The following is a 23,050-nucleotide window of genomic DNA, read 5'->3' on the forward strand; positions in this document are numbered from 1 at the left end:
ATCATTCATAACAACTACAAGTCTATACATCTATACTTTACAACTTTTTTTCATAGTTGTGTAGCTTTTACACAAATTTGTCAGTTTTTCCACCTCGAAAATTGTTATACGTTTTCAAGGCACCTTCCTTGACTGTTACATTGACCAATACATATACTCGAAAGAAAAGAGAAAATTTTATATAGGGGATGAATATATGGGAGAAGCAATACTCGTAAAACGAGAATCGTTATGGACGAAAGAGTTTGTCGCTTTAATTTTTGCAAACTTATGTATGTTTTTAGGGTTTCAAATGTTAATTCCTACTTTACCTGTTTATGTGAAAGAAATTGGCGGCACAAGTTCTAATATCGGATTTGTTGTAGGCATGTTTACCGTGGCGGCACTTTTTGTTCGACCACTGACTGGAAACGCCTTGCAAAAATTCAATAAAAAAATCATTTTAATGATCGGTACTGCTATTTGTTTACTCGCTATGGGTAGTTATCTTTTCGCTTCAACCATCTTCCTATTGCTTGCCGTACGAATTTTACACGGAGCTGGCTTTGGTATTACAACGACTACATATGGAACTGTCGTTTCAGATTTAATTCCGCAAGCTCGCCGTGGTGAAGGCATGGGATATTTCGGCCTTTCCGGAACGATTGCAATGGCACTCGGTCCACTTATCGGACTTTGGCTCATGCAAACATATAACTTCACGATTCTTTTTTTATGTGCACTTTCATGTACAATTGTTTCATTAATATTAACGAAACTACTTCAAATCAAAAAATCGCCGCAACCACCACGGCAAACATCTGGTACTTTTCTCGATGGATTTATTGAGCGCAAAGCTTTACTTCCTTCATTATTAATATTATGTATTACATTAATGTACGGCGGAATCGGGAGCTTTATTACATTATTTGCTACGGAAGTCGGAATTGCTGATATAAGCCTCTTCTTCTTATTTAATGCACTTGCAATCGCTGTCACTCGTCCGTTTTCTGGAAAGTTATACGATGCGAAAGGTCATGCATTCGTTATTATTCCAGGGGTTATTATTACGTTTACAGGTATTATTTTATTGTCGTATACAACTACCATTCCGAGTTTAATTATTGCAGCAGCATGCTACGGAAGTGGTTTTGGAGCGATTCAACCTGCACTACAAGCATGGATGATCGACCGAGTAGCACCGCACCGACGAGGAGTCGCAACAGCTACATTCTTCTCAGCATTCGACCTCGGCATTGGCGCTGGCGCAATTATATTTGGATTCATTGCACATTTTACAAACTACGCAACTGTATATCGTTATTCCTCTCTATTACTTATTGCTTTCCTATTCATTTACATTACAAGTATAAGAAAGCAAAAGCATGGAGATAAAAACAGAGAAAAAGCTGCTGGTTAATTTCAGTGGCTTTTTTTATCGTATTTTTACTGTTATAAAACTACATGCATTTTCCTACATATTTTTTTAACTTTCATCAAAAAATATACGATGAACTCGCAGACGCTTTCCTACATATCCACCTGAACAATACTATTCTAAAAAGTGCGATTTATTTACAAAATTAAGATTTACACAAGATGAAAACCAATAAAATACAGCTGTTTCTTTAAAGAATTGTAAACTTTTTATCTCTTTGTAAAGTTAGTGTAAATTTTACTAGCAAACCGTTTACAGTGCCTCAAGGTTTAGTTAATAATTACAGCGTACATGAAATTTAAGGAGTGGAATGCGTGGAATATAATGTTCAAGATATGATCTTCCAGTTCATTGGTGGATTAGGTATTTTCTTATTCGGGATTAAATACATGGGCGATGGACTGCAACAAGCAGCTGGTGATCGTCTTCGCGATATTTTAGATCGCTTTACAACAAACCCACTTATGGGTGTACTAGCAGGTATGTTAGTTACTGTATTAATCCAATCAAGTTCAGGAACAACCGCTTTAACAGTCGGACTTGTAAGTGCCGGATTTATGACATTAAGACAAGCAATCGGTGTTATTATGGGTGCGAACATCGGAACGACAGTTACTGCATTTATTATCGGAATTAAAATCGGAGAATATGCGCTCCCAGTTATGGCAGTTGGAGCGATTTTACTATTCTTCTTTAAAAATAAAAAAGTACATTCTGTAGGTCAAGTTGTATTCGGTTTTGGTATGTTATTCTTCGGTTTAGAATTAATGAGCGCAGGTATGAAACCTCTTCGCTCTTTAGAGTCATTCCAAGAGTTAATGGTTAGCATGAGTGACAATCCAATTTTAGGAATTATTGTCGGTACAGTGTTCACTTTAATTGTACAAAGCTCAAGCGCAACAATCGGTATTTTACAAGAACTATTCGGTCAAGGTGCAATCGATTTACAAGCTTCTCTTCCTGTATTGTTCGGTGATAACATCGGTACAACAATTACAGCAGTATTAGCAGCAATCGGTACTTCAATTGCCGCAAGACGTGCAGCATTAGTTCACGTTATCTTTAATATTATCGGTACCATTATCTTTACAATTTTATTAGTACCATTTACAAGTTTAATCCAGTATTTCCAAACTTCATTAAACTTAAATCCGGAAATGACAATTGCATTTGCACATGGAACATTTAACGTAACAAATACAATCATTCAGTTCCCATTCATTGCAGTATTAGCATGGATCGTAACAAAAATCATTCGTGGTGAAGATTCATCTATTAACTTCAAACCGCAACATTTAAATCCAATCTTTATTGAGCAATCTCCAGCTATCGCTTTAACTGAAGCTCAAAAAGAGGTTGTGCGTATGGCTGAATTTTCATTACACGGCTTAAAAGAAGCGAATCAATATTTAAATACACAAGACAAAAAGCATGAAAACATGGCTACTCAATTAGAAGGAGCTATTAACAATTTAGATAAAAAAATTACCGAGTATTTAGTTTTACTATCAGAAAAGCCACTTTCACCTTCAGACTCTGAAAAACACTCAGTTTTAGCTGGTGTTGTTGGAGATATTGAACGTGTCGGTGATCATGTAGAAAACCTTGTAGAACTTGTAGATTTCCAAATTTCAAACCGCGTTTCCTTATCAGACGAAGCACTAGCTGAACTAAATGAAATGCTTGAATTAACGATTTCAACATTACAAGACGCAGTTGAAGCTTTAACAAACTTCGATACTGAACTAGCACAAACGGTTATTGCAAAAGAACGTAAAATCGACCAAATGGAACGCGTTCTTCGTAAACGTCACGTATTACGTCTAAACGAACGTAGCTGTTCAGGTGATGCAAGTATCATCTTCGTTGATATGGTAAGTAACTTAGAGCGTATCGGTGATCACGCTGTAAATATCGCTGATGGTGTTTTAGGTGAACAAGGTAAAATCAATTTAAAACAATCATTATAATAGAAAAGAGACGCTAATGTAAGCGTCTCTTTTCTTATTTCATATTTACAACAGTTCTTCCTTTTAACTTCCCTTGCAATATAAGTGTAAACTTTTCATCTAACTCTTCTAATGTACATTCTTCTGTATAAGATAGTAGCTCTTTATTTTCCCATTCACTTGCTAAAAGCGTCCACACATCTCTTCTCACATCCACTGGGCACTGCACAGAATCGATTCCTAAAAGGCTTATGCCTCGCAAAATAAACGGATATACCGTTGTTTGTAATTCCTGCCCTGCCACATTACCGCATGTCGTTACACAACCACCATACTTTACCGTTTTTAAAGCTGTTTCTAACATACGTCCACCTACAGTATCGATAACCCCGGCGTATATCCCTTTTAGCATTGGTCTTCCTGATTCATCATTCAACTCCGTACGATGAATTACTTGTTTCGCTCCTAGACGTAGTAGCATCTCTTCCTCTTCCATTTTCCCTGTTGCTCCTACTACGTTAAATCCTAACTTACTTAAAATACTAACAGCTACACTCCCTACGCCGCCTGTGGCACCCGTTACTAAAACATCTCCCATACTAGGCGTTATGCCTGCTCCAATAAGCTTATATACTGATAAAGCAGCTGTAAAACCTGCTGTCCCGTACATCATACTTTCCTTTAATGACATTCCCTCTGGTAAAGGGGTGATCCAAGATGCTGGCACGCGAATATATCCTCCGAAACCACCAGAAGTATTCATACCTAAATCATATCCCGTTACAATGACTTGATCTCCTACCTTAATGGTTTCCCCTTCACTACTCACAACTTCTCCTGCTGCATCAATTCCTGGCGTATGAGGATATGTTCTCGTAACACCTTTATTACCCGTGGCTGAAAGCGCATCTTTATAATTTAATGAAGAATAGTGAACCTGTATTAATACGTCCCCCTCAGGTAAACTACTTACTTCTCTCTCTACAATGTTTCTTACAAACTGCTTACTTTCTGTTTCGTTCACAACGATTGCTCGGAATGATGTATGATTCACTATGCCCGCTCCTTTATCCGTAAAATTCTTCTTTATTATATAGAAGAAACAAGTAAACCTACTCATTTCTTCTTGGCTATATTTCAACAAATCTTACTTCTCTATCACTTTCTCACAATACATGTTTTCATTTCCACTAAAACAACTTATACTTATTCTACATCTGAAAAATAAAATATAGAAAATCTGACTTTTTATAAATATATTGAATTTTTACGAAATGTAAATGATTTGTAATGTCTTTTTTCGTCAAATTTCATTATAATAAGTGGATGTGAGTGTCGTATTTCAATCCAAATGAAGGAGTACAGGAAATGGAGCAAAACCCATCTTTGCAAGAAAATACACGCAGTAAACCGAAAAAAAGTAAGAAAAAAACAAAAATTATTATAAGCGTTATACTATTCTTTTTATTAATAGGTGGCGGTTATACTTGGTTTTTAGTAAATAAAGCATCTTCTGCTGTTCGAAATGCCGCACACGATTTAGCGCGCGGTGATAAATCTGATTTACGTGATAAAGCTGTAAAACCTATCACAAATAACGTCTCCGTCTTAATCATGGGTGTTGATGAAAGCGATGTCCGCGGGAAAGAATATGGAGAAGCTATAAGAACGGATGCACTACTACTTGCAACGTTTAATAAAGATAGCAAAACTGTAAAACTATTAAGTATTCCACGAGATACATATACTTATATCCCAGTGGAAAAGAAAAAAGATAAAATTACACACGCTCATGCATACGGTTCTACTAAAAACGGAAAAGATGGTGGACCCCAAGCAAGCATTGATGCAGTTGAAAAATTAATGAATGTTCCCGTTGATTACTTTGTAAAGTTTAACTTCAAGTCATTTATGAAAATTGTCGACGATTTAGGTGGTATTGAAGTCGATGTACCAGTTGAATTTACTGAACAAGATAGTAATGATACTGCTGATGCGATTCACCTGAAGAAAGGTGTTCAAAAGCTAAATAGTGAAGAAGCTCTTGCCCTTGCTAGAACGCGCCACATCGATAGTGATGCAATGCGTGGACAACGCCAACAGCTCGTTATTGAAGCTATTTTAAAGAAACTAACAAGCGTTGGATCTGTAACAAAAGTTGGTAACATCATTGATGATATTAACGGCCAATTCGTTACGAACTTAACATTCGATGATATGCTTTCATTCTATAAGTACGGATCGGATTCGGAAATTGAGAAATTACAAATTCAAGGTGAAGACTGCTATATGGAAAAAGGTGACGATACATGTAGCAAATCTGCTGGCGGCGGCCGAACATATTACTACAATCCAGATAAAAAAGAATTAGCAAATGTAACAAACGGGCTTCGCGCTCACCTTGGATTACCTGCATATACAAAAACAGACTCTGATTCGAAGAAAACAGGCACAGAGAAAACAAAAGAATCTAAGTCTGAAAATTCAAGTGAACGCGAATCAAGTAACAATGAAGTGAAAAATAAGAATAAAAATAGCAGTGAAGATACAGAAACATCGTCTAACAAAAATGAATAAAAAAGAAGCAGTTCTCTATGGAGGTAGAGTACTGCTTCTTTTTATTTCTTCTAAATCAAAAATCAGAACTTTCTAACTATCTTTTTTAATATTTTTAAATTATAATAAACAGTAGCAATCTATTCCAATTATCAGGGGGCTCATACATATGAAAGCTGCAGTAAAACATAACATCTCAGATTTTAAAGACTACTTAAAATCCAACGATATATACATGGAAGAAAATATAGATGAAAATGATGGTTCTGTTCATTTTTCAGTAGGCTTAGAAACAGAAGCTGGCGCAAAAATTCAACTTATCGCTGCTTTCCAAAACGAACATCCTACTGTGGATATATACTGCTTCAATGTTGCTCACGTACCTGATGCAACATCAACAAATGATATTTTGCATGTTATCAATGAATTAAACACATCTTATCGATTTGCAAAATTCACATTAAACAAGCAAAATGCAATTGATATTTCAGCATCGCTTGCATTCTCAGAACCAAACTTTAATCCAGCACTTGTCTTTGAACATACGAGAATGCTATATAAATTAGCAAATGACGAATATAAAAACTTAATGAAAGTTATTTGGGCATAAATCAGCCTGCACCAATCGGGCGTTTACTACCTTCAAATAGCGGCATAAATAAAAGGATGCGCTGCAAGCAGCACCATCCTTTTATTTCAATATCATATCAATCCACATCTTAATAGCTGTACCTACAATCAAAATCGATAACATATATTGCAATGCTTTTTGATTGATCTTTTTCCCGACTCGCGCTCCAAGCGGCGCAGCAAAGATACTTGCAATCGCGATAATAAGAGCTGGAATTACAACTACTTGCCCAGTTATTACTTTTCCAGTCGTAATTCCTACTGAGGAAATAAACGTAATTGCGATAGATGTTGCTATTGTTGTACGTATCGGCAATTTTAAAATGACCAGCATAATGGGAACTAATAAGAAAGAACCTCCAGCACCTATAATGCCTGATGCTCCGCCTACAATAAATGCTAACAAACTTGCTAACCATTTATTATATTTCACTTCATCACCATTATTTCGTTTCGGTACGAACATCATAATAGCAGCTATTGTTGCTAACGCTGCATAAACAACATTGACCGTATGTTCCGCTAATACGTTAGCACCAAAACTCCCTATGAAACTTCCTATTAATATACTAGCTCCCATATACACAACTAGCGTTTTATCCATATCATTACTTTTCCGATAGGCCCATGCCCCTGCAAAAGTTGCAAAGAATACTTGAACCGCTGTAATACCACTTACTTCATGTGACGTATAGCCAGTAAACCCCAGCAATACCGGAATGTATAAGATCATCGGATAATTAATAATCGCACCGCCAATTCCAACCATTCCTGATATAAACGATCCTATAAACCCAATTATAAAAAGTAATACGACTAAGCTCATCTTACATCCCCTCCCTTCTAAAAAGAAGGTGAATTAAATGAATAAGTTTACATTCCCATCCGAAGCATCTGCTAAATAAGCTCCTACTCCTGCAAACTCTACCCCTTCCATAATCTCTTCCTCTTTTAACCCTAATAAATCTACTGTCATTTGACAAGCGACAAGTTTAATCCCCTGTTCTTTCGCCAAATCGATTAAATCTGGTAAAGGCATCGCATTATGTTTTTTCATAATACCTTTAATCATCTTTGATCCCATACCTGCAAAATTCATTTTTGATAATCCCATCTTATCCGCACCGCGTGGCATCATCTTTCCAAATACTTTTTCGATGAAAGTTTTCTTCACCTTCACATGCTCATCTTTCCTTAAAGCATTTAATCCCCAAAAAGTATGAAAAATAGTTACCTCTTGATCATACGCCGCTGCACCATTTGCAATAATATAAGCAGCCATTGCTTTATCATAATCTCCGCTAAATAAAACGATTGTTGTTTTCTTCTGTTGTTCCATGTTTTTCTCCCTCCTATTACCTATAGGGGTATTTTATCATTTATAAAAAGGCTCAAATCATGTATCTCTGTACTATACGACTTTACCTTCCCATGCTAACATACCACCTACCATATTAATTGCTTGAAAACCGTAGCTCTTTAAAAACTGAACTGCTCGTGCACTTCTTCCGCCAGAACGACAAACGATAATATACTCTTTCTTTTTATCCAACTCATGCATACGAAACTCTAATAGCCCTAGTGGAATATTACACGCTTCTGGAATTTTCCCTTCAGCTACTTCTTCTACTTCACGAACATCGATTACATATAACTCTTCATTTCGTAACAATCTTTCCTCTACTTCTCTCGCTGTTATTTCTTTCATTTTAATATTCCTTCCTTATAAAGCGTTCATACCACCTGAAACATTGATAACGTGCTGGAATCCTAATTTCTTTAGTACTTTTGCCGCCTGCTTACTTCTCATCCCGCTCTGACAAATAACGATTACTTCCTTATTTTTATCTAATTGATTTGCTTTACTAGCTAACTCATTTAATGGGATATTCTGAAACCCTTTCATATGATTTCCTCTATATTCACCTACTGTGCGAACATCGATAAATTGTTTATTCTTTTGCCCCATCATACGTTTTAAATCTTTTCCTGAAATACTTTTTACTCCTCTAACTGGTAAGAAGCGAGAAATAATAAACCACGATACAAGTACAATTAAGATTACATTCAATATTGTCTTTACATCCATAAAACTATTTAAACTCCTTCTGTGCTTTTTTCCCGTCCAAATATATACTATAGCTTTGAATATGGAACCCTTTCTTTCTTAAAAAACGAACACTTAAATTCCAATCCACTTTATTATGAACAATAAGATGCAAAGGCTTATTTGGTATTTCATGATAATACCGTTTTAAATACGCATACGGTATACACATAATTCTAGAAGTGTTATCACTGTGACTCTCTGTATAATTGCGTACATCTACAACAACACTTTCCATTTTCCTTACTTGTTCTAACGAAATATATGCAACGTTTAAAACCGGAATGTAACGTTTTACTAAAATTCCTAGCATCAATACTATTAGAGATATAACTATATAAGACATATATGATTATCCTCTTTACTTTCAATAATAAGCAGCGGATGTAATCTTCCACTTGTTATTGAACTGCTATGCTTTCTTGATCCAGAATTTTAATTCACCAGATTCTTCCGTGTGTTTTAACACTTCATGACCGCCTTTTTGTGACCATGCTGGAATATCTTTAATCGCACCTTTATCTGTTAAGTGTACTTCTAACACTTCCCCCGATTGTAATGCTTCCATTGCCTTCTTTGTTTTTACAATTGGCATTGGACATGCTAATCCTTTTACATCTAATACTTCTTTCACCTTCATCTTATATACCTCCTATTTTTATTTCATTTGAAACCGAATTAATTATGAACAGCACAACGGTTTGGACCAATCTCCATTTCACGCTCTTCGTCTTGACTTAGATTTAATCGCCCCATATTTGTTTGACGAATTTCTTGATATGCATTCGGTTGAGGTGGTAAATTCTCTGTTACAACTTTACGAAACTCTCCCTCATCCTCAATATTTAATCCTGTATTATACGCAAATAAATCTTTTAATTTAGCACTAACAATGCCACTCTCGTCCATTTCACTTATTTTTGAATAATGAGCCGGTAACACAACTAAGTTTTGAGATAGTTCTTTATATCGGCTATACAAAGTAGTACGTAAATCACTTACCCAATCTTCAGCTTTCCCAGCAAGGTCTGGACGCCCAATTGAATCTACAAATAAAATATCGCCTGATAATAAATAGGAATCATCTACAATAAATGACGTACTTCCAATCGTATGCCCCGGTGAGTATAATGCGTCAATTTCAATTTTAGTACCCCCCACCGTAATAACAGATCCTTCAACAAGTGGTTTATATGAGAACACAACTTCCTCCGCATCTTTTGGCGGCAACCAATACGTACCACCTACTTTTTCCGCTAACTTACGTCCGCCAGAAATATGGTCTGCATGTAAATGTGTATCCATTACATTCGTAATCGTAACACCATGCTCTTTCGCAAACTCTTCGTACGCTTCAACTGTTCTTACTGCATCAATAACTGCTGCTTCACCGTTTGAAACGACCATATAAGATAAGCAACCTTTTCCAAGACGGTTAAACTGATACATACTTCCGCCATCTTTTAAATCTCCAACTTTTATAGGCTTTATATATTCACTCCAAGCCTTCATACCACCAGATAAATAATAAACATTTTCTAATCCAGCCTCTGTTAATTGCTCTGCCACAAATATAGAAGACCCTTCTTTTGCGCATACTACTAAAACATCTTTATCTTTAGGTAGTTCACTTACAATATGATCTACACCCTCTAATAAATCAAAGTACGGCACATTCATTGAAGTAACTTCTTTTCCTTCAATTTTCCAATCTTCATAATCCGCCTCATTACGAACATCTAAAATAAATAACTCTCCGAATAAAACTTTCTCTGCAATATCTTTTGCTTGTAACGGTTTAACGTTCATCTAATTACCCCCATGGGTATATTTTTATTTAAAAAATTTTATTTTTCCACATTGCCTTGCCACTCTAACATGCCTGGAATGACATTTTTCACATTTGCATAACCTTTCTCTTTCAACATGTGGCAAGCTACATCACTACGGTTACCAGTTCGGCAAACAACATAAATTTGCTTCTTCTGATCTAACGCTGCACTGTCTAATTCTCCTAACGGCACGGAAACAGCCGATGGAATATGACCAAAAGCGAATTCCGCCGCTTCACGAACATCTACTACAATACACTCTTCACCACTTAATAATATCTCTTCCAATTCCGAATTCGTAATTATTTGAGGATATTTCACTACTTCATTCACTTCATGCTCGTGTGCTTTTCTAACATAATGCATCAATAGATCACCTTCGTGTTTCGTCCCGATGTACTGATGACCTACTTTACTCGCCCAACTTTGTATATCTACAGTAGACCCTTTATCTGTTGCCTGAACTTCAATCACTTGCCCTGATGTCAAACCTTCCATCGCCTTCTTCGTCTTCACAATCGGCATCGGACAGGCCAAACCTTTACAATCTAAACTCATATCCACTTTTATACTCATAGTCGATTCCTCCATAATTTATCCCGCATTAACGGGCAGTAAGACCCCCACCTCAAAATTCAGCGAAAGCAAAGAAATTAGGTGGGAGATCAACTGCCCGTAAAAGCCCGATTGGTTCAACTAATAATCAGTGGGGGATGAACAAAACCCCCACTGATTAAAGTTTCACTTTATATACATATACCTATAGGGGTATATTAAAATGTTTTTGATAATCTGTCAACACTTATGTTTGACAGATTATCGGCTTTTTACAAGTAATTGAACAGCTTCTTTAATTAACTCTTCATTTGAACCATTACCGCTTTCAAACTGCTCACGCAAACATTGCTCTAAATTCGTTCCCACAACAAGTCCAATTGTACGATCAAGTGCAGAACGAGATGCCGTTAACTGTGTAATAACCTCTCGGCAATCTTTTCCTTCTTCCATCATACGAAGCACACCACGAACCTGACCTTCAATACGTTTCAATCTATTTTTCATATCTTGATTATATTCCATTCTATAATCACCTCATTACCATTATGTCACTATTTATAGCTTATGACAATATATTATACCCTATATGGTATTTTGCAAATCCCTATTTTTAATATTTATCTTATATGTTCACAAAACAAAAAGTGAAACCTTAATACATAAGCTTTCATCTTCCACTAAATTTTGAAGTGGAAGATGAAAAAATATTAATACGCAACACGTTCTGGTAATACTGTCCCATACAATTTAAAGCCGCCATCTACATTCTTTACCTTATATCCTTTTTCCATTAACATGCGCGCTGCAACATAACCTCTCATACCAAGTTGACAAGTAATATATATTTCTTTATCTACCGGTACTTCATCCAAACGATCACGTAACTCATCTAAGGGGATATTAATAGAACCTTTAATCATTCCTTGTTTGAGTTCATTAGGCTCTCGAACATCAATAAGATATCCACCATTTTCAACAATACGATCTATTTCATGCCATTGTACTGTGTCCACGAAACCATTTACTATATTACTTGCTGCATACCCCACCATGTTTACTGGGTCTTTTGCAGAAGAATAAGGCGGTGCGTATGATAATTCTAAATCAGGCAAATCAATTACAGTTAAATTTGCTTTTATTGCCGTTGCAATAACATCAATACGCTTATCTACACCGTCACGCCCTAACGCCTGCGCCCCATAAATTTTTCCGCTTTCTTTATTAAAAATTAATTTTATTAACACTGGCGTCGCATTCGGATAATATCCCGCATGCGAATTCGCCTGTACATGTACTACCTCATAGGGTATATTTAATCGTTTTAATATTTTCTCATTTACTCCCGTCGCAGCAACTGTTAAATCAAAAACTTTAGCTACAGAAGTTCCCAGCGTACCTTTATATAAAGAATCCGTATGACCATGAATAATATCTGCTAACATGCGACCTTGACGATTAGCTGGCCACGCTAACGGAATCATCGTTTCTGTTTCTGTAACAAAATCCTTTACTTCAATCGCATCACCAATTGCATATATGTGCGGGTCCGACGTTTGAAAACTCTCATCTACCTTTATCGTTCCTCTAACTCCTAGTGCTAACCCTGCATCCTTCGCTAAACTGCTCTCTGGTTGCACACCAATTGCTAAAATAATCATATCTGTCTTTATGATTGAACCACTTTTTAAACGTACAACAGTCCCGTTCTCTTCTAATGTATCTACACCATCTTCTAAAACAAGCTCAACATTGTGCTTTTTCATATGCTCATGCACATATGCTGCCATTTCATAATCAATTGGTGGCATTACTTGATTTGCCATCTCTACAAGAGTAACATCAATTCCTCGTTCTCTTAAGTTTTCAACCATTTCAACTCCAATAAATCCACCACCAATAACCGTCGCATGACGTGGTTTCTTCTCATCAATATACGCTTTAATGCGATCTGTATCAGGTACATTTCGTAACGTAAACATCGCCTTCGCTTCTTCAATACCTGGAATAGATGGAACGATTGGTTTTGCTCCTGGTGAAAGAATTAACACATCATATCCCTCGTTATATGTTTCATTTGTAGTTACATTCTTTATCGTAATTGTTTTCTCTTCTTTATTAATCTTTACCACTTCACTCAATACACGTATATCTAAATTAAAACGCTTTGACATCCTTTCAACAGTTTGTACTAATAACTTTTGTCTTTCTGTAATGACACCGCCAATGTAGTATGGTAATCCACAATTCGCAAATGAAATATATTCACCACGCTCCACCATAATAATTTCATCCTCTTCACTTAAACGACGAAGCCTTGCAGCTACTGATGCTCCACCAGCAACTCCACCTACTACTACAATATTTCTAGACATATTTCAAACCTCCATCTTATTTATTTTCTTAATGTATCAAAAACAGAAAACTTATACCCGTATGGGTATATAATAAAATATACAAAAATCATTTTCAATATATATATCTTTTGTTCACAAATTCGAAACAAAAAAGAACCTAGATATCTCCAGGTTCCTTTCTGTATGATTAAATCCATGCCTAAAGGCGGCGTAGTATGGAGTAATACTTATTTTTGACGGCTGAATTCATTTACGAATAAAGTAATTTGTCATACTTCCTATAAACTCTTTGTAAAACTATAATCCATTTCTCCACCTAACGCTTCAGGTGTATCACCAGTTTCTCTAAAATCATGTGTATAAATTTGTTCAAATGAACCGAAATCTACTTGCTTATAAAATTCGAAACAAGGGAATCCATCATGTTCTCCTTGAATATTGATACTACCATCCTTTTTCACACATACAGTTAATAAATAGTCCACAGGAGGAGCATACATATTTAACGGATTACTTGCACTTGCTCTCATTTTGAATTGCACACCATCAGAATTCCATTCAATATCCGTACACACAATATTTTCAGTACTCGCTTTTCCTGTTCTTTTATTCACCGAACCATCTGGGTTTGTAACCTTCTCTGTCGTAATACCCGTGTCCACATATGAAAACACTTCTTCTTTATAAAAATCCACTACTACCTCTTGCTCAACTCTAGAGCGCATAGCGTTTACCGCATACGGTGTAAATTCACGGGAATCACCTTCGAATTGGATTACTTTTCCCGTTTCCATATCCTTCTTAGCTTCAGTCCAAGACATTGGAATAAATACACTGGCTCTAATTTTAACGATATTAGTCATAAGAAACACCTCTATAATTTTATTTTAAATACTGCATATCATTGAGTAAAACAGATCACAATTTCGGTCCCATAATCAATAGATTTCTCTTTTAACGTTTGCTACTTCCTTCTGAAAAATAGCGCTATATTTATTAGATTGTCGTTTTAAAACTATATTCCATTACTCCAGCTAGTGCTGCTGGAGTATCATCCGTTTCTCTGAAATCATGTGTGTATATTAATTCAAATGAACCAAAGTCTATTTGTTTATAAAATTCATAGCAAGGGAAACCATCGTGTACACCTTCAACATGCACAGTACCACATTCATTAACTCGTATAGTCAAAAAATAGTCAGCTGCAGGTGCTGTCGTGTTTAACGGATTACTTGCACTTGCTCTCATTTCAAATGAAACTTCATCTTCACTCCATACAATATTTGTACATGCAATGTTATCTGTACTTGTCTCTCCCTTTTGATACTCAATTGAGCCATCTGGATTTGTAATCTTCACAGTGACGATACAAGCATCTGCATATGTGAAAATTTCTTTTTTATAAAAATCAATATTCACTTCTTGTTCTAATCTTGAACGCTTTGTGTTCACAGCGTATGGTGTAAACTCACGTGCATCTCCAGCATATTCAAACACTCTTCCTGTTGCAGAATCCTTAATAGGTTCCAGCGATGCATATGGTGCAAATACACTCCCTCTAATTTTAACGATATTAACCATGTGAAACCTCCATTGATTCTATTTATATAAATTATTATTTGTACTATACGGAATATAGTCAATTTGATTGACTATATTCCGTATAGTACAATAGGTTTCACATGTAGTCAACTTAATTGACTATAATTACGGAGGTTATATACATGGATCATTCAACATTTAACGAACTAGACCTTACTTCACTTTTATCATTATCTTTCAGTACATTAATTACTGAACTACATGAAAAATTAAGTGAATTAGGATTTGAAGATATTAGGCCAGCACATGGTTTTATGTTCAAACGCATTCTTCCTAATGGAGCAACTGGTATAGAACTCGCTGAGTATTTAGGGATTTCCAAACAAGCTGTAAGTAAAATGGTAGATTCTCTTGAGAGTAGTGGTTACGTTACACGTAAAACGCATCCTACTGATAAAAGAGGTAAAATCATTGTTTTAACCGAACGTGGTTTGTCAGTAATGAAAGCAAAAGAAGAAATAATAGCTGAAATAGAACAGCGATGGATTGAAAACATAGGTGCAGAACGAATGCAAATGCTTAAAGAAGACTTAACAACATTCGTTACTAAAAAAAATACAGGAAAATTATCATCAAATATACGCCCTGTTTGGTAAACAAAAACTCCATATAAAAAACGAATCCATTTTGATTATTCTTTTTCAAAATGGATTCGTTTTCTACAATAATATATTTATTACTCTCATTTCATCTCTAGCATTAACTCTAACTATTTGCGTCTCACCATTTGGCAAAAATATGATATAATTTCCCTTCCTCACATTCCTCCAAATAACTTTTCCTTCTTCATCCGTTCTCCCTATGGAAATCCCAATTTCTTTACTGGGCTCAGGTGATGCATCTTTCATAAGTATAATTTCAAAATCTTTTACCGACTGTTTCTCTTTATTTTTAACATGAAAAGTTACGGAATCAACAACCTTACTACCATTCTCCTCATTATGCACTATAGTCCGATAAGGATACAAAGTTGTATCAATAACTCTAATTCGATCATCTCTTCCTATTACAGAATGTGTAAGGATATTAGATGAATATTTAAAGTTAGTGTCTCTTAATAAATATCCCCAATCCTCTCCTCGATGTTTACGACCTTCAAAAGGATCTGAAATAAGCTCTCTCCTATCTTCATCCTTAATACGCAAAGAATGTTCTTCAAACAGTACCCTGTCTCCCTCATTTGAAACTGATGTCCACGGTACATCTTCTGCATAAACCTTCTGATTCACCAAAAATACTGTACAAAAAAAGATAAAAAGAACACCAAAACTATAAAGAGCCAACCTACATCTTATAGAAATAAAGCTATCCAACATAACTTATCTCCTATACAAATGATAGCGAACAATTGAAGATCTCTTTATAAATTCTAGTTTTTCTTTTTTTAGAAGTCAATGTAATTAATAATGATTATCATTATTAATTACATTGACTTAATAAAACGATAAAATTATTTACATTCTTTACTTTGAGTTAAACATAAAACTTAGATTTTCCAAATAAAAAGAACGGACAAGAAATTCTTTGTCCGTTCTTTTTATTACATCACACATACTTCCGATGCACCATCTTCCCATCATAAGAAAACACAACGCCCTTACTCTCCACAATGGACTCCATATGCACCGTTCTTCCCCATAGCTGATGAAGATACGGTAATACTTTTTCTAAGTATTTTAAATCTAGTTCAATTCCTTCATAGCTATGTTTAATGTACAATTCCCCATTCTTTAAGTAGTCTCCATCTTCTACTACTAAGTACGGGAAACCTCCATTAGTACGCATATTTACAAGTTGATCACGCACATGCTCCCATTCTTTATCAATCACTTTATATTCTTTTCCTTGGCGCTGGAATAAGTACATATCTTCTCTCATTACGAGGTCTTTATTTAAGTAGTTTCTTAAGAACGATACGTCCCACTCAATTTCACGTACTTCAAAAATTTTGTCTCGACCAGATCCTGGTTTTACACCGCGTCGCTTCATTTCTTCTGTCGGGTTATTGTAGCGTTCTTCAATATCTTCGAACATTTTAATACCGAGGTAGTATGGGTTAATGCTTGTTTTTGATGGTTGAACTACACCTGCATTAAGCTTTGCGAATTCAATCGCTTCAGAAGATGTTAAGTCCATTTCACGAAGTATGCGTTGATGCCAGAAGGAAGCCCAGCCTTCATTCATAATCTTCGTTTCAAGCTGTGGCCAGAAATATAACATTTCCTCGCGCATCATCGTTAATATGTCGCGCTGCCACTCTTCTAGCTCACGGCTATATTCTTCAATAAAGAGGAGTAAATCTTTTTCTGGCTGCGGCGGAATTTTCTTCTTTTTATGCATATTAGGTCGTTCCCTCTTTTTGTTTCGATCATCTAAATTCCATAAATCATCGTACTGTGATATCTTTTTCTTTTCTACATCCTCTTCTAAATCTCCAATACTCCAAGCAAGTTTCGGACGCATAAGCGATGGATCAATATGTTCTTGAATGGCAAGTACTGCATCCAAGAACGTTTCTACCTCTTCTCTTCCATACTTATGTTCATACGCCTTCACACGATCTGCTGTCGCTGCCATACTCTCCACCATATCGCGTTTCGTATTAGAGAAACGAATATTATTTTTGAAGAAATCACAGTGCGCTAAAACGTGCGCCACTATTAATTTATTTTGAATTAAAGAATTCGTATCTAATAAAAAGGCGTAACATGGATTAGAGTTAATAACGAGTTCATAAATTTTACTAAGTCCTAAATCGTATTGTAATTTCATTCTGAAAAATTGCTTTCCAAAACTCCAATGCGAAAACCTCGTCGGCATCCCATATGCACCAAATGTATAAATAATTTCCGCTGGACATACTTCATAACGCATCGGATAAAAATCAAGCCCAAATCCAGTCGCAATTTCCGTAATTTCCGCAATCGCATATTGCAGCGCTTTATCTTCACTTGCTCTCATTATTTTCCCTCCTTACACTTTCCCTTAAGAAAGTGTATGATGAGGAACAAGCTTTCATGAGGATTGATTGCATAATAAACAGCATTGTTCATTCATTTTACAAATAAACTTAATTTTCATTAAATACCATTTATTCACAGAACACTAGTATTTTAAATATCCTAAAGTTATACTATTAAATTATTAAAATATTATACAACAAGGAGTTATATCATGAAGAAATGTTATATTTTATTTCTTACTTGTTTCCTTATTCTCTTAACAGCATGTGAAGGAAACGCAAAAGAAACAACACAAAAAACAAATGAAACAAAAAAACAAGAAGAAACAACACAAAATTCTTCTGAAGCTAAGGCAACTACAACTACTGATACAGCAAAGCCCGAACCCAAAAAAGATGAAAGTATTAAATCTGGTATGTATAAAGTTGGTACAGATTTACCTCCTGGTGAATATTTCCTCTTAGCTGATCAAGAGCAAAGTGCTTATTTTGCAGTTCTAAAAGATAGTACTGGATCATCTAACAACATTTTACAGAATGATAATTTTGCAACCTTTAGATTTCTTACTGTAGAAGATGGACAATATTTACAACTAAAGCGTGCTAAAATGTTACCAGCAACTAAAGTAGAAAAAATCCCATTAGACGGTAAAGAGCTAATTCCAGGCATGTACCGCGTAGGAATTGATGTTCCTGCTGGTGAGTATAAGTTGGTCCCAAATGATGGAGCAACAGGATACTACTCCCTACATGCAAATAGTACTGTAAATGGCTTAAAAAACATCATTAGCAATGATAACTTTAAAGAAGAGCGCTATTTAACGATTCAAGAAGGACAATATTTAAAATTAAACCGCGCTTCTCTATTACTATCAAACTAATACATTCCAATAAAATATAAAAAGAAGCACATTCCTAAAATTAAGAATGTGCTTCTTTTACAAACAAATATTAAATTAACCTTCAATAATCTCCATCTTCTCAGTAATCGGTGTACGAGCTTTTCCTTCTGGTGCTTTATCGAAATAGCCAAGGTGAAGAATTCCAACGATGCGTTGACCTCTTGTTAAACCAAGTCCTTCTATAAATAATGGATTGTAGTTTAATCCGCCTGATTTCCAAACACAACCTAATCCGCGTTCCCAAGCAAGCAGTTGGAAGTTTTGCATAAATGCACATGTTGCAGCGTAATCTTCGTCGCGTTGAATTTGACGTGGATCTTCATTAATATAAACAACAATTTGTGCCGGCGTGCTTAAGAAACGATCTGATAAAATTTTGCCGCGTTTCGCTCTTTCTTCTTCTGTGAAAGAGTTTAATACTGCATCTACTAATTTTTTGCGGCCTTCTCCAATGTATAATTTACAATTCCATGGTTCACGGTGTTTATGATTCGGTGCCCACGTTGCGTCGTTTAATAGTTCAATTAATAACTCTTTATCTACAGCTTTATCTGTGAATGTACGTACAGAGCGTCTTTCTTTAATCACATTTGCGATGGAAGTATATGTAGTCATATTTTTCTCTCCCTTATTTTCATCTATATGTATACATTTGTTATTGATATTGATTTTCAATTTCGATTATACCTTAGTTTTTTACTATTAATCAATGTTTTATGTTGGAAAACTTCCAAAAACGTCATTTTATACTGTGAATAAAAAAACTTAACTTGTTCACAAGTATTTCACATTTTATGGAAATGATATGTGTACAGTTTTCCACATTATCCGTCTAGGAGGAGTTTATATGTACAAAAAAATCGCAGTAAGTATGACTATGGCAACATTATTATTCGTGGCAACCGTCTTCCCTACTTTCGCCGCCACGCCAAAAGAAATAACATTGCACCATCATAAGCCTATTTCAGAAGAAGAAATGCAGTCGCTCGAAAAACTCGGCTATAATAAACATGAAATTTGGAAAGCTGCTCACATTGCAAGAATCGGTAAAAAAGAAATAAAAGACGTTTTAGCTTACTATAAACAAAATAAATCTTGGGAGAAAACAGCCGAGCATTTCGGCGTAGATCCAAGTAAGTTGAAAAAGCATCATATGAATAAAGAAACGAAAAAAGCACTACTGCAACAATTAGCAAATATGCAAAAATCTACACCAGACGGACTAAAACAAAAAATGAAAGAATACAATATCGGATTACGTCAGCTCACAGTATTAACAATCATCTCTCAAAAAAGTAATACCCCTCTTGACGATGTACTAAAAATGAAAAAAGACGGAATGGATATGAAACAGATTGCCGAAAAATTAAATGTAAAAAAAGAAGATATACGAACTGAAATGATTAAATTAGTAAAGTCTATTAAGGAAAAGAAAACAACTTAATACGCCAAAAAGGAAGAGATTTTCAATACTCTTCCTTTTCTTTATGAACTTTCAATTTTCAAGTATAAATTCCTGTCTTTCCCAAAAACTAACATAAGCACATGATATATGTTAGGGGTGAGAAAATGTTCGGTTTATCATCTAAGAAATCCAAAAAGACTAGTACAAAAACAATTTGTTCTATTCCAGAATTTATAAAAACCATGAAAGAATCTAGCGATTTTGTCTCTTATAACGTACTTGAAGATGAAACGTTATGCTTGTTTTATTATAAATCTGTCGTGGAAGCACTTATTATTAAACAGTTTATTTTAACTCCTCTAAAAAAGGAATCAGAACATATTCAAAATATCTCTGACCTATGTAATATTGTCTCCATTGAAGATATTATTATTTCTCCCTCTATTGATGATATTCGTGAGAAATTATTAGGCGGATATATTTTAGTACGCTTAAAAAGCAATTCGAATCCCGATCAATATGCTTTAATTCGTGCCGAAAGTACTGTTTTAGGAACACGATTATATAACGATACAGAAAATGAGTATAGCGTAATTGGACCTAAAATCGGTTTCGTTGAAAACCTCGATACAAATATACACTTATTGCGCCGAAATATTGTAACGGAGCAACTCATTTTCAAAGAAGTTATCGTTGGATCTATGTCAAAAACGAAAGTAGCAGTTGCTTATATTGAAGGGGTTACAAATGAACAATTTATCAACACTGCAATACAACGACTAGAAGACATTGACTTTGATGTTCCATTTGATTCGACTATGATTGAGCAATTTATTAGTGATAATAGCAATTCACCATTCCCTGTTCTATTACCTACAGAACGATTAGATCGAGCAGTATTTGCATTAATTAACGGGGAAGTTTTAATTTTAACAGATGGCTCTCCATATGCTTTATTAGGACCGACAACATTACTAGATTTTTTCATTTCACCAGAAGATTATTATTTACCGTGGATGATTGGATCGTTCTTTCGCGTTATCCGTTTTTTCGGAGCTATATTTTCTCTTTTTTCCTCCGCTATTTATACAGCGGCTTTAACATATCATTATCAAATGATTCCTGCTGATTTACTAGGACCTATTATTTTCTCGAGAGCGAACGTACCTTTCCCGCCTATTCTAGAAGCACTCTTTCTAGAGATTACAATCGAATTGCTTCGTGAAGCGGGAGCACGTTTACCGACGAAAGTCGGACAAACAATTGGTATTGTTGGCGGGATTGTAATTGGGCAAGCATCTGTTGAAGCCGCTTTAACGAGTACGATTTTATTAATTGCAGTTGCTTTATCCGCTCTTGCATCTTTCACAACGCCGACTGTAAAAATGTCTTCTACTATTCGGTTGTTACGATTTCCGCTTATTCTTTTAGCTGGTGCATTTGGTGGATTAGGTCTTATTGTCGGGTTTGTGTTTATTTTAGCTCATTTAATTAAATTAAAATCACTTGGATCACCTTATTTATTACCTTTATATCCATTTCGTGGTTTAGGTACAGCGGAAGGTTTTTTCCGTTTACCGTTTAGCCAAACTGCACAAAGGCCTTCTTTCCTTAGACCAAAATCTAAATGGCGCTATAATCCGAACAAAGCGAAGCAAAAACGTGATGGTGATAATGAATGAAAAAACTCTTATTGTTCCTTATTATAACCCTTTTTGTTCTACAAACTGGCTGTACACAAACGTATATAGTGGATACACAGCGTATTATTCATATTGCTGGATTTGACATCACAAAAAACAAAAGATTCCAAGGAACGATCTTATTTCCAGAGTATACACATGGTGTAAAATCGAAACCAGAAACTCAATCAACATCTGCCCGCTCACTTGAAACAATCGCTTCACGATTAAATGCAAAATCCCCCCACAATGTTGTTGTAGGTCAAATGCGTGTCGTTCTATTTGGAAAAGATCTAGGAGAACAAGGAATGGGGGAAATTATTACTAACTTACAACGTGACCCAAATATCGGGCGTGATGTACAACTAGCAATTGTAGATGGATCGGCTGAAGAGCTTTTAAATTATGGAAAAAAAAATGGTTCGTTATACATTGCTGATTTACTTGAACAAAATATACGAAACGAGAATATTCCACAAACCACATTAAACATTTTTTTATATAATTACTACTCTTCTGTATGTGATGCTTATGTTCCTTATATTAAAATGGACGATAATCATTCCGTGGCTGTCAAAGGACTTGCTTTTTTAAAAGGTGATAAAGTCGTTATGTATACAGATAAAAGACATTCTGTTTTAGCAAAATTACTTATTAACCCTACGAAAAATGGACGTTACGAAGCAGCGATAAAGAAGAACAAACATAAAGGTATGGTTGTCATACAAAACTTAGCTGGGGAAAGTAAGTATGATATAGATCAAACTGGTGACATACCAAAAGTGAAAATTCATTTGAAACTAAATGGATTAATTAAAAACTCTCCTACTTGGATTGATTTAAGAAAAAAAACAAATATCAATTATATAAAAAAACAAATTGAAAGAAATGTTGAACAAGACTGTGAAAAATTAATAAAACAATTTCAACAAAAGAAAATTGATCCTTTAGGAATACGCGATGAAATTAGAAGTCATACGAGAAAATGGAATATAAACCAAATTCGAAATATGTATCCGAATGTAGCTGTGGATATAAATCTAGACATTAACATTGTACAATCTGGAATCGGGGAATAGTGAGGTGAAATAAGC

The 23,050-nt window shown here is 35.2% G+C and carries 25 protein-coding genes and 1 pseudogene; 9 read left to right on the forward strand and 17 right to left on the reverse strand.

The window, feature by feature from the left end; genetic code table 11:
• Positions 1 to 196 precede the first annotated feature (196 nt).
• Positions 197 to 1,399 carry an MFS transporter gene (locus tag QCI46_RS23395; RefSeq protein ID WP_353841548.1) on the forward strand — a complete coding sequence of 401 codons (1,203 nt, stop codon included), beginning with the start codon at positions 197 to 199 and terminating at the stop codon, positions 1,397 to 1,399.
• Positions 1,400 to 1,731: 332 nt separating this feature from the next.
• Positions 1,732 to 3,387, forward strand: a complete 1,656-nt coding sequence (locus QCI46_RS23400) for a Na/Pi cotransporter family protein (RefSeq protein ID WP_000456277.1) — start codon at positions 1,732 to 1,734, stop codon at positions 3,385 to 3,387.
• 34 nt (positions 3,388 to 3,421) lie between these two features.
• Here QCI46_RS23400 and QCI46_RS23405 read toward each other — a convergent pair whose 3' ends face one another.
• The gene (locus QCI46_RS23405) at positions 3,422 to 4,420 is read right to left on the reverse strand and encodes a YhdH/YhfP family quinone oxidoreductase (RefSeq protein WP_353841549.1); all 999 of its coding nucleotides are present in this window, start codon (positions 4,418 to 4,420) and stop codon (positions 3,422 to 3,424) included.
• Positions 4,421 to 4,734: 314 nt separating this feature from the next.
• Here QCI46_RS23405 and QCI46_RS23410 point away from each other — a divergent pair, with 314 nt between their 5' ends.
• Positions 4,735 to 5,943, forward strand: coding sequence for an LCP family protein (locus QCI46_RS23410; RefSeq protein WP_353841550.1), 1,209 nt, complete (start codon positions 4,735 to 4,737; stop codon positions 5,941 to 5,943).
• Between the two features lie 148 nt (positions 5,944 to 6,091).
• The gene (locus QCI46_RS23415; RefSeq protein WP_000642361.1) at positions 6,092 to 6,532 is read left to right on the forward strand and encodes a hypothetical protein; all 441 of its coding nucleotides are present in this window, start codon (positions 6,092 to 6,094) and stop codon (positions 6,530 to 6,532) included.
• An 81-nt stretch (positions 6,533 to 6,613) separates the two neighbouring features.
• Here QCI46_RS23415 and QCI46_RS23420 read toward each other — a convergent pair whose 3' ends face one another.
• The 12 genes from QCI46_RS23420 to QCI46_RS23475 form a co-directional block, all read right to left on the reverse strand.
• Positions 6,614 to 7,378 carry a sulfite exporter TauE/SafE family protein gene (locus tag QCI46_RS23420; protein ID WP_098133084.1) on the reverse strand — a complete coding sequence of 255 codons (765 nt, stop codon included), beginning with the start codon at positions 7,376 to 7,378 and terminating at the stop codon, positions 6,614 to 6,616.
• Positions 7,379 to 7,411: 33 nt separating this feature from the next.
• Positions 7,412 to 7,891, reverse strand: a complete 480-nt coding sequence (locus tag QCI46_RS23425) for a DsrE/DsrF/DrsH-like family protein (protein ID WP_353841551.1) — start codon at positions 7,889 to 7,891, stop codon at positions 7,412 to 7,414.
• A gap of 72 nt (positions 7,892 to 7,963) precedes the next feature.
• On the reverse strand, positions 7,964 to 8,260 hold the full coding sequence (locus QCI46_RS23430) for a rhodanese-like domain-containing protein (RefSeq protein ID WP_327959497.1): 297 nt from the start codon (positions 8,258 to 8,260) through the stop codon (positions 7,964 to 7,966).
• A 15-nt stretch (positions 8,261 to 8,275) separates the two neighbouring features.
• Positions 8,276 to 8,641, reverse strand: a complete 366-nt coding sequence (locus tag QCI46_RS23435; RefSeq protein WP_327959498.1) for a rhodanese-like domain-containing protein — start codon at positions 8,639 to 8,641, stop codon at positions 8,276 to 8,278.
• A 4-nt stretch (positions 8,642 to 8,645) separates the two neighbouring features.
• Positions 8,646 to 9,005, reverse strand: a complete 360-nt coding sequence (locus QCI46_RS23440; protein ID WP_353841552.1) for a sulfurtransferase — start codon at positions 9,003 to 9,005, stop codon at positions 8,646 to 8,648.
• 66 nt (positions 9,006 to 9,071) lie between these two features.
• Positions 9,072 to 9,299 (reverse strand): sulfurtransferase TusA family protein, encoded by a 228-nt coding sequence (locus tag QCI46_RS23445; RefSeq protein WP_000864996.1) that lies wholly within the window; start codon positions 9,297 to 9,299, stop codon positions 9,072 to 9,074.
• Positions 9,300 to 9,337: 38 nt separating this feature from the next.
• Positions 9,338 to 10,468, reverse strand: a complete 1,131-nt coding sequence (locus QCI46_RS23450) for an MBL fold metallo-hydrolase (RefSeq protein WP_327959500.1) — start codon at positions 10,466 to 10,468, stop codon at positions 9,338 to 9,340.
• A 38-nt stretch (positions 10,469 to 10,506) separates the two neighbouring features.
• Complete coding sequence (locus tag QCI46_RS23455; RefSeq protein WP_327959501.1) at positions 10,507 to 11,067, reverse strand: sulfurtransferase TusA family protein; 561 nt, start codon at positions 11,065 to 11,067, stop codon at positions 10,507 to 10,509.
• Positions 11,068 to 11,307: 240 nt separating this feature from the next.
• Complete coding sequence (locus tag QCI46_RS23460; protein WP_000456206.1) at positions 11,308 to 11,571, reverse strand: metal-sensitive transcriptional regulator; 264 nt, start codon at positions 11,569 to 11,571, stop codon at positions 11,308 to 11,310.
• 185 nt (positions 11,572 to 11,756) lie between these two features.
• On the reverse strand, positions 11,757 to 13,421 hold the full coding sequence (cdr, locus tag QCI46_RS23465; protein WP_353841553.1) for a CoA-disulfide reductase: 1,665 nt from the start codon (positions 13,419 to 13,421) through the stop codon (positions 11,757 to 11,759).
• Between the two features lie 260 nt (positions 13,422 to 13,681).
• Entirely contained in the window at positions 13,682 to 14,266 is a 585-nt protein-coding gene (locus QCI46_RS23470; protein ID WP_353841554.1) for a DUF3238 domain-containing protein, read from the reverse strand.
• Positions 14,267 to 14,399: 133 nt separating this feature from the next.
• A complete protein-coding gene (locus QCI46_RS23475) occupies positions 14,400 to 14,984 on the reverse strand; it encodes a DUF3238 domain-containing protein (RefSeq protein WP_353841555.1) in 585 nt (194 codons plus the stop codon).
• Positions 14,985 to 15,127: 143 nt separating this feature from the next.
• On the opposite strand from QCI46_RS23475, the gene QCI46_RS23480 reads away from it, so the two are divergent.
• Positions 15,128 to 15,601 carry a MarR family winged helix-turn-helix transcriptional regulator gene (locus QCI46_RS23480; RefSeq protein ID WP_060487586.1) on the forward strand — a complete coding sequence of 158 codons (474 nt, stop codon included), beginning with the start codon at positions 15,128 to 15,130 and terminating at the stop codon, positions 15,599 to 15,601.
• 63 nt (positions 15,602 to 15,664) lie between these two features.
• On the opposite strand, the gene QCI46_RS23485 is transcribed toward QCI46_RS23480, so the two are convergent.
• From QCI46_RS23485 to spoVR, 3 genes and pseudogenes are all read right to left on the reverse strand, one after another.
• Positions 15,665 to 15,973 (reverse strand): DUF2606 family protein, encoded by a 309-nt coding sequence (locus QCI46_RS23485; protein WP_483299032.1) that lies wholly within the window; start codon positions 15,971 to 15,973, stop codon positions 15,665 to 15,667.
• A pseudogene (locus QCI46_RS29925) lies at positions 15,947 to 16,321 on the reverse strand (trypsin-like serine peptidase); the annotation flags it as partial. The pseudogene QCI46_RS29925 and the gene QCI46_RS23485, both read right to left, overlap by 27 nt.
• A gap of 229 nt (positions 16,322 to 16,550) precedes the next feature.
• Positions 16,551 to 17,966: a stage V sporulation protein SpoVR gene (gene spoVR, locus QCI46_RS23490; RefSeq protein WP_001202728.1), complete on the reverse strand. Its 1,416-nt coding sequence runs from the start codon at positions 17,964 to 17,966 to the stop codon at positions 16,551 to 16,553.
• Between the two features lie 213 nt (positions 17,967 to 18,179).
• On the opposite strand from spoVR, the gene QCI46_RS23495 reads away from it, so the two are divergent.
• Complete coding sequence (locus tag QCI46_RS23495; RefSeq protein ID WP_353841556.1) at positions 18,180 to 18,848, forward strand: Rv1352/Rv1906c domain-containing protein; 669 nt, start codon at positions 18,180 to 18,182, stop codon at positions 18,846 to 18,848.
• Between the two features lie 75 nt (positions 18,849 to 18,923).
• Here QCI46_RS23495 and QCI46_RS23500 read toward each other — a convergent pair whose 3' ends face one another.
• On the reverse strand, positions 18,924 to 19,484 hold the full coding sequence (locus QCI46_RS23500; RefSeq protein ID WP_000214808.1) for a nitroreductase family protein: 561 nt from the start codon (positions 19,482 to 19,484) through the stop codon (positions 18,924 to 18,926).
• A gap of 232 nt (positions 19,485 to 19,716) precedes the next feature.
• On the opposite strand from QCI46_RS23500, the gene QCI46_RS23505 reads away from it, so the two are divergent.
• The 3 genes from QCI46_RS23505 (at position 19,717) to QCI46_RS23515 (ending at position 23,035) form a co-directional block, all read left to right on the forward strand.
• A complete protein-coding gene (locus tag QCI46_RS23505) occupies positions 19,717 to 20,313 on the forward strand; it encodes a hypothetical protein (RefSeq protein ID WP_353841557.1) in 597 nt (198 codons plus the stop codon).
• 125 nt (positions 20,314 to 20,438) lie between these two features.
• Positions 20,439 to 21,956, forward strand: coding sequence for a spore germination protein (locus QCI46_RS23510; RefSeq protein WP_353841558.1), 1,518 nt, complete (start codon positions 20,439 to 20,441; stop codon positions 21,954 to 21,956).
• A complete protein-coding gene (locus tag QCI46_RS23515; RefSeq protein WP_353841559.1) occupies positions 21,953 to 23,035 on the forward strand; it encodes a Ger(x)C family spore germination protein in 1,083 nt (360 codons plus the stop codon). The genes QCI46_RS23510 and QCI46_RS23515 overlap by 4 nt, the downstream gene beginning before the upstream one ends.
• The last annotated feature ends 15 nt before the right edge of the window (positions 23,036 to 23,050 follow it).

Source organism: Bacillus cereus group sp. RP32 (assembly GCF_040459735.1).
Classification (GTDB): Bacteria; Bacillota; Bacilli; order Bacillales; family Bacillaceae_G; genus Bacillus_A; species Bacillus_A wiedmannii.

Excerpts from the sequence above, each read along its gene's own strand:
- QCI46_RS23395 (WP_353841548.1), top strand. The coding sequence starts at position 197 with ATGGGAGAAGCAATACTCGTAAAACGAGAATCGTTATGGACGAAAGAG.
- QCI46_RS23410 (WP_353841550.1), top strand. The coding sequence starts at position 4,735 with ATGGAGCAAAACCCATCTTTGCAAGAAAATACACGCAGTAAACCGAAA.
- QCI46_RS23415 (WP_000642361.1), top strand. The coding sequence starts at position 6,092 with ATGAAAGCTGCAGTAAAACATAACATCTCAGATTTTAAAGACTACTTA.
- QCI46_RS23420 (WP_098133084.1), bottom strand. The coding sequence starts at position 7,378 with ATGAGCTTAGTCGTATTACTTTTTATAATTGGGTTTATAGGATCGTTT.
- QCI46_RS23425 (WP_353841551.1), bottom strand. The coding sequence starts at position 7,891 with ATGGAACAACAGAAGAAAACAACAATCGTTTTATTTAGCGGAGATTAT.
- QCI46_RS23430 (WP_327959497.1), bottom strand. The coding sequence starts at position 8,260 with ATGAAAGAAATAACAGCGAGAGAAGTAGAGGAAAGATTGTTACGAAAT.
- QCI46_RS23435 (WP_327959498.1), bottom strand. The coding sequence starts at position 8,641 with ATGGATGTAAAGACAATATTGAATGTAATCTTAATTGTACTTGTATCG.
- QCI46_RS23440 (WP_353841552.1), bottom strand. The coding sequence starts at position 9,005 with ATGTCTTATATAGTTATATCTCTAATAGTATTGATGCTAGGAATTTTA.
- QCI46_RS23445 (WP_000864996.1), bottom strand. The coding sequence starts at position 9,299 with ATGAAGGTGAAAGAAGTATTAGATGTAAAAGGATTAGCATGTCCAATG.
- QCI46_RS23450 (WP_327959500.1), bottom strand. The coding sequence starts at position 10,468 with ATGAACGTTAAACCGTTACAAGCAAAAGATATTGCAGAGAAAGTTTTA.
- QCI46_RS23455 (WP_327959501.1), bottom strand. The coding sequence starts at position 11,067 with ATGAGTATAAAAGTGGATATGAGTTTAGATTGTAAAGGTTTGGCCTGT.
- QCI46_RS23460 (WP_000456206.1), bottom strand. The coding sequence starts at position 11,571 with ATGGAATATAATCAAGATATGAAAAATAGATTGAAACGTATTGAAGGT.
- cdr (WP_353841553.1), bottom strand. The coding sequence starts at position 13,421 with ATGTCTAGAAATATTGTAGTAGTAGGTGGAGTTGCTGGTGGAGCATCA.
- QCI46_RS23470 (WP_353841554.1), bottom strand. The coding sequence starts at position 14,266 with ATGACTAATATCGTTAAAATTAGAGCCAGTGTATTTATTCCAATGTCT.
- QCI46_RS23475 (WP_353841555.1), bottom strand. The coding sequence starts at position 14,984 with ATGGTTAATATCGTTAAAATTAGAGGGAGTGTATTTGCACCATATGCA.
- QCI46_RS23480 (WP_060487586.1), top strand. The coding sequence starts at position 15,128 with ATGGATCATTCAACATTTAACGAACTAGACCTTACTTCACTTTTATCA.
- spoVR (WP_001202728.1), bottom strand. The coding sequence starts at position 17,966 with ATGAGAGCAAGTGAAGATAAAGCGCTGCAATATGCGATTGCGGAAATT.
- QCI46_RS23495 (WP_353841556.1), top strand. The coding sequence starts at position 18,180 with ATGAAGAAATGTTATATTTTATTTCTTACTTGTTTCCTTATTCTCTTA.
- QCI46_RS23500 (WP_000214808.1), bottom strand. The coding sequence starts at position 19,484 with ATGACTACATATACTTCCATCGCAAATGTGATTAAAGAAAGACGCTCT.
- QCI46_RS23505 (WP_353841557.1), top strand. The coding sequence starts at position 19,717 with ATGTACAAAAAAATCGCAGTAAGTATGACTATGGCAACATTATTATTC.
- QCI46_RS23510 (WP_353841558.1), top strand. The coding sequence starts at position 20,439 with ATGTTCGGTTTATCATCTAAGAAATCCAAAAAGACTAGTACAAAAACA.
- QCI46_RS23515 (WP_353841559.1), top strand. The coding sequence starts at position 21,953 with ATGAAAAAACTCTTATTGTTCCTTATTATAACCCTTTTTGTTCTACAA.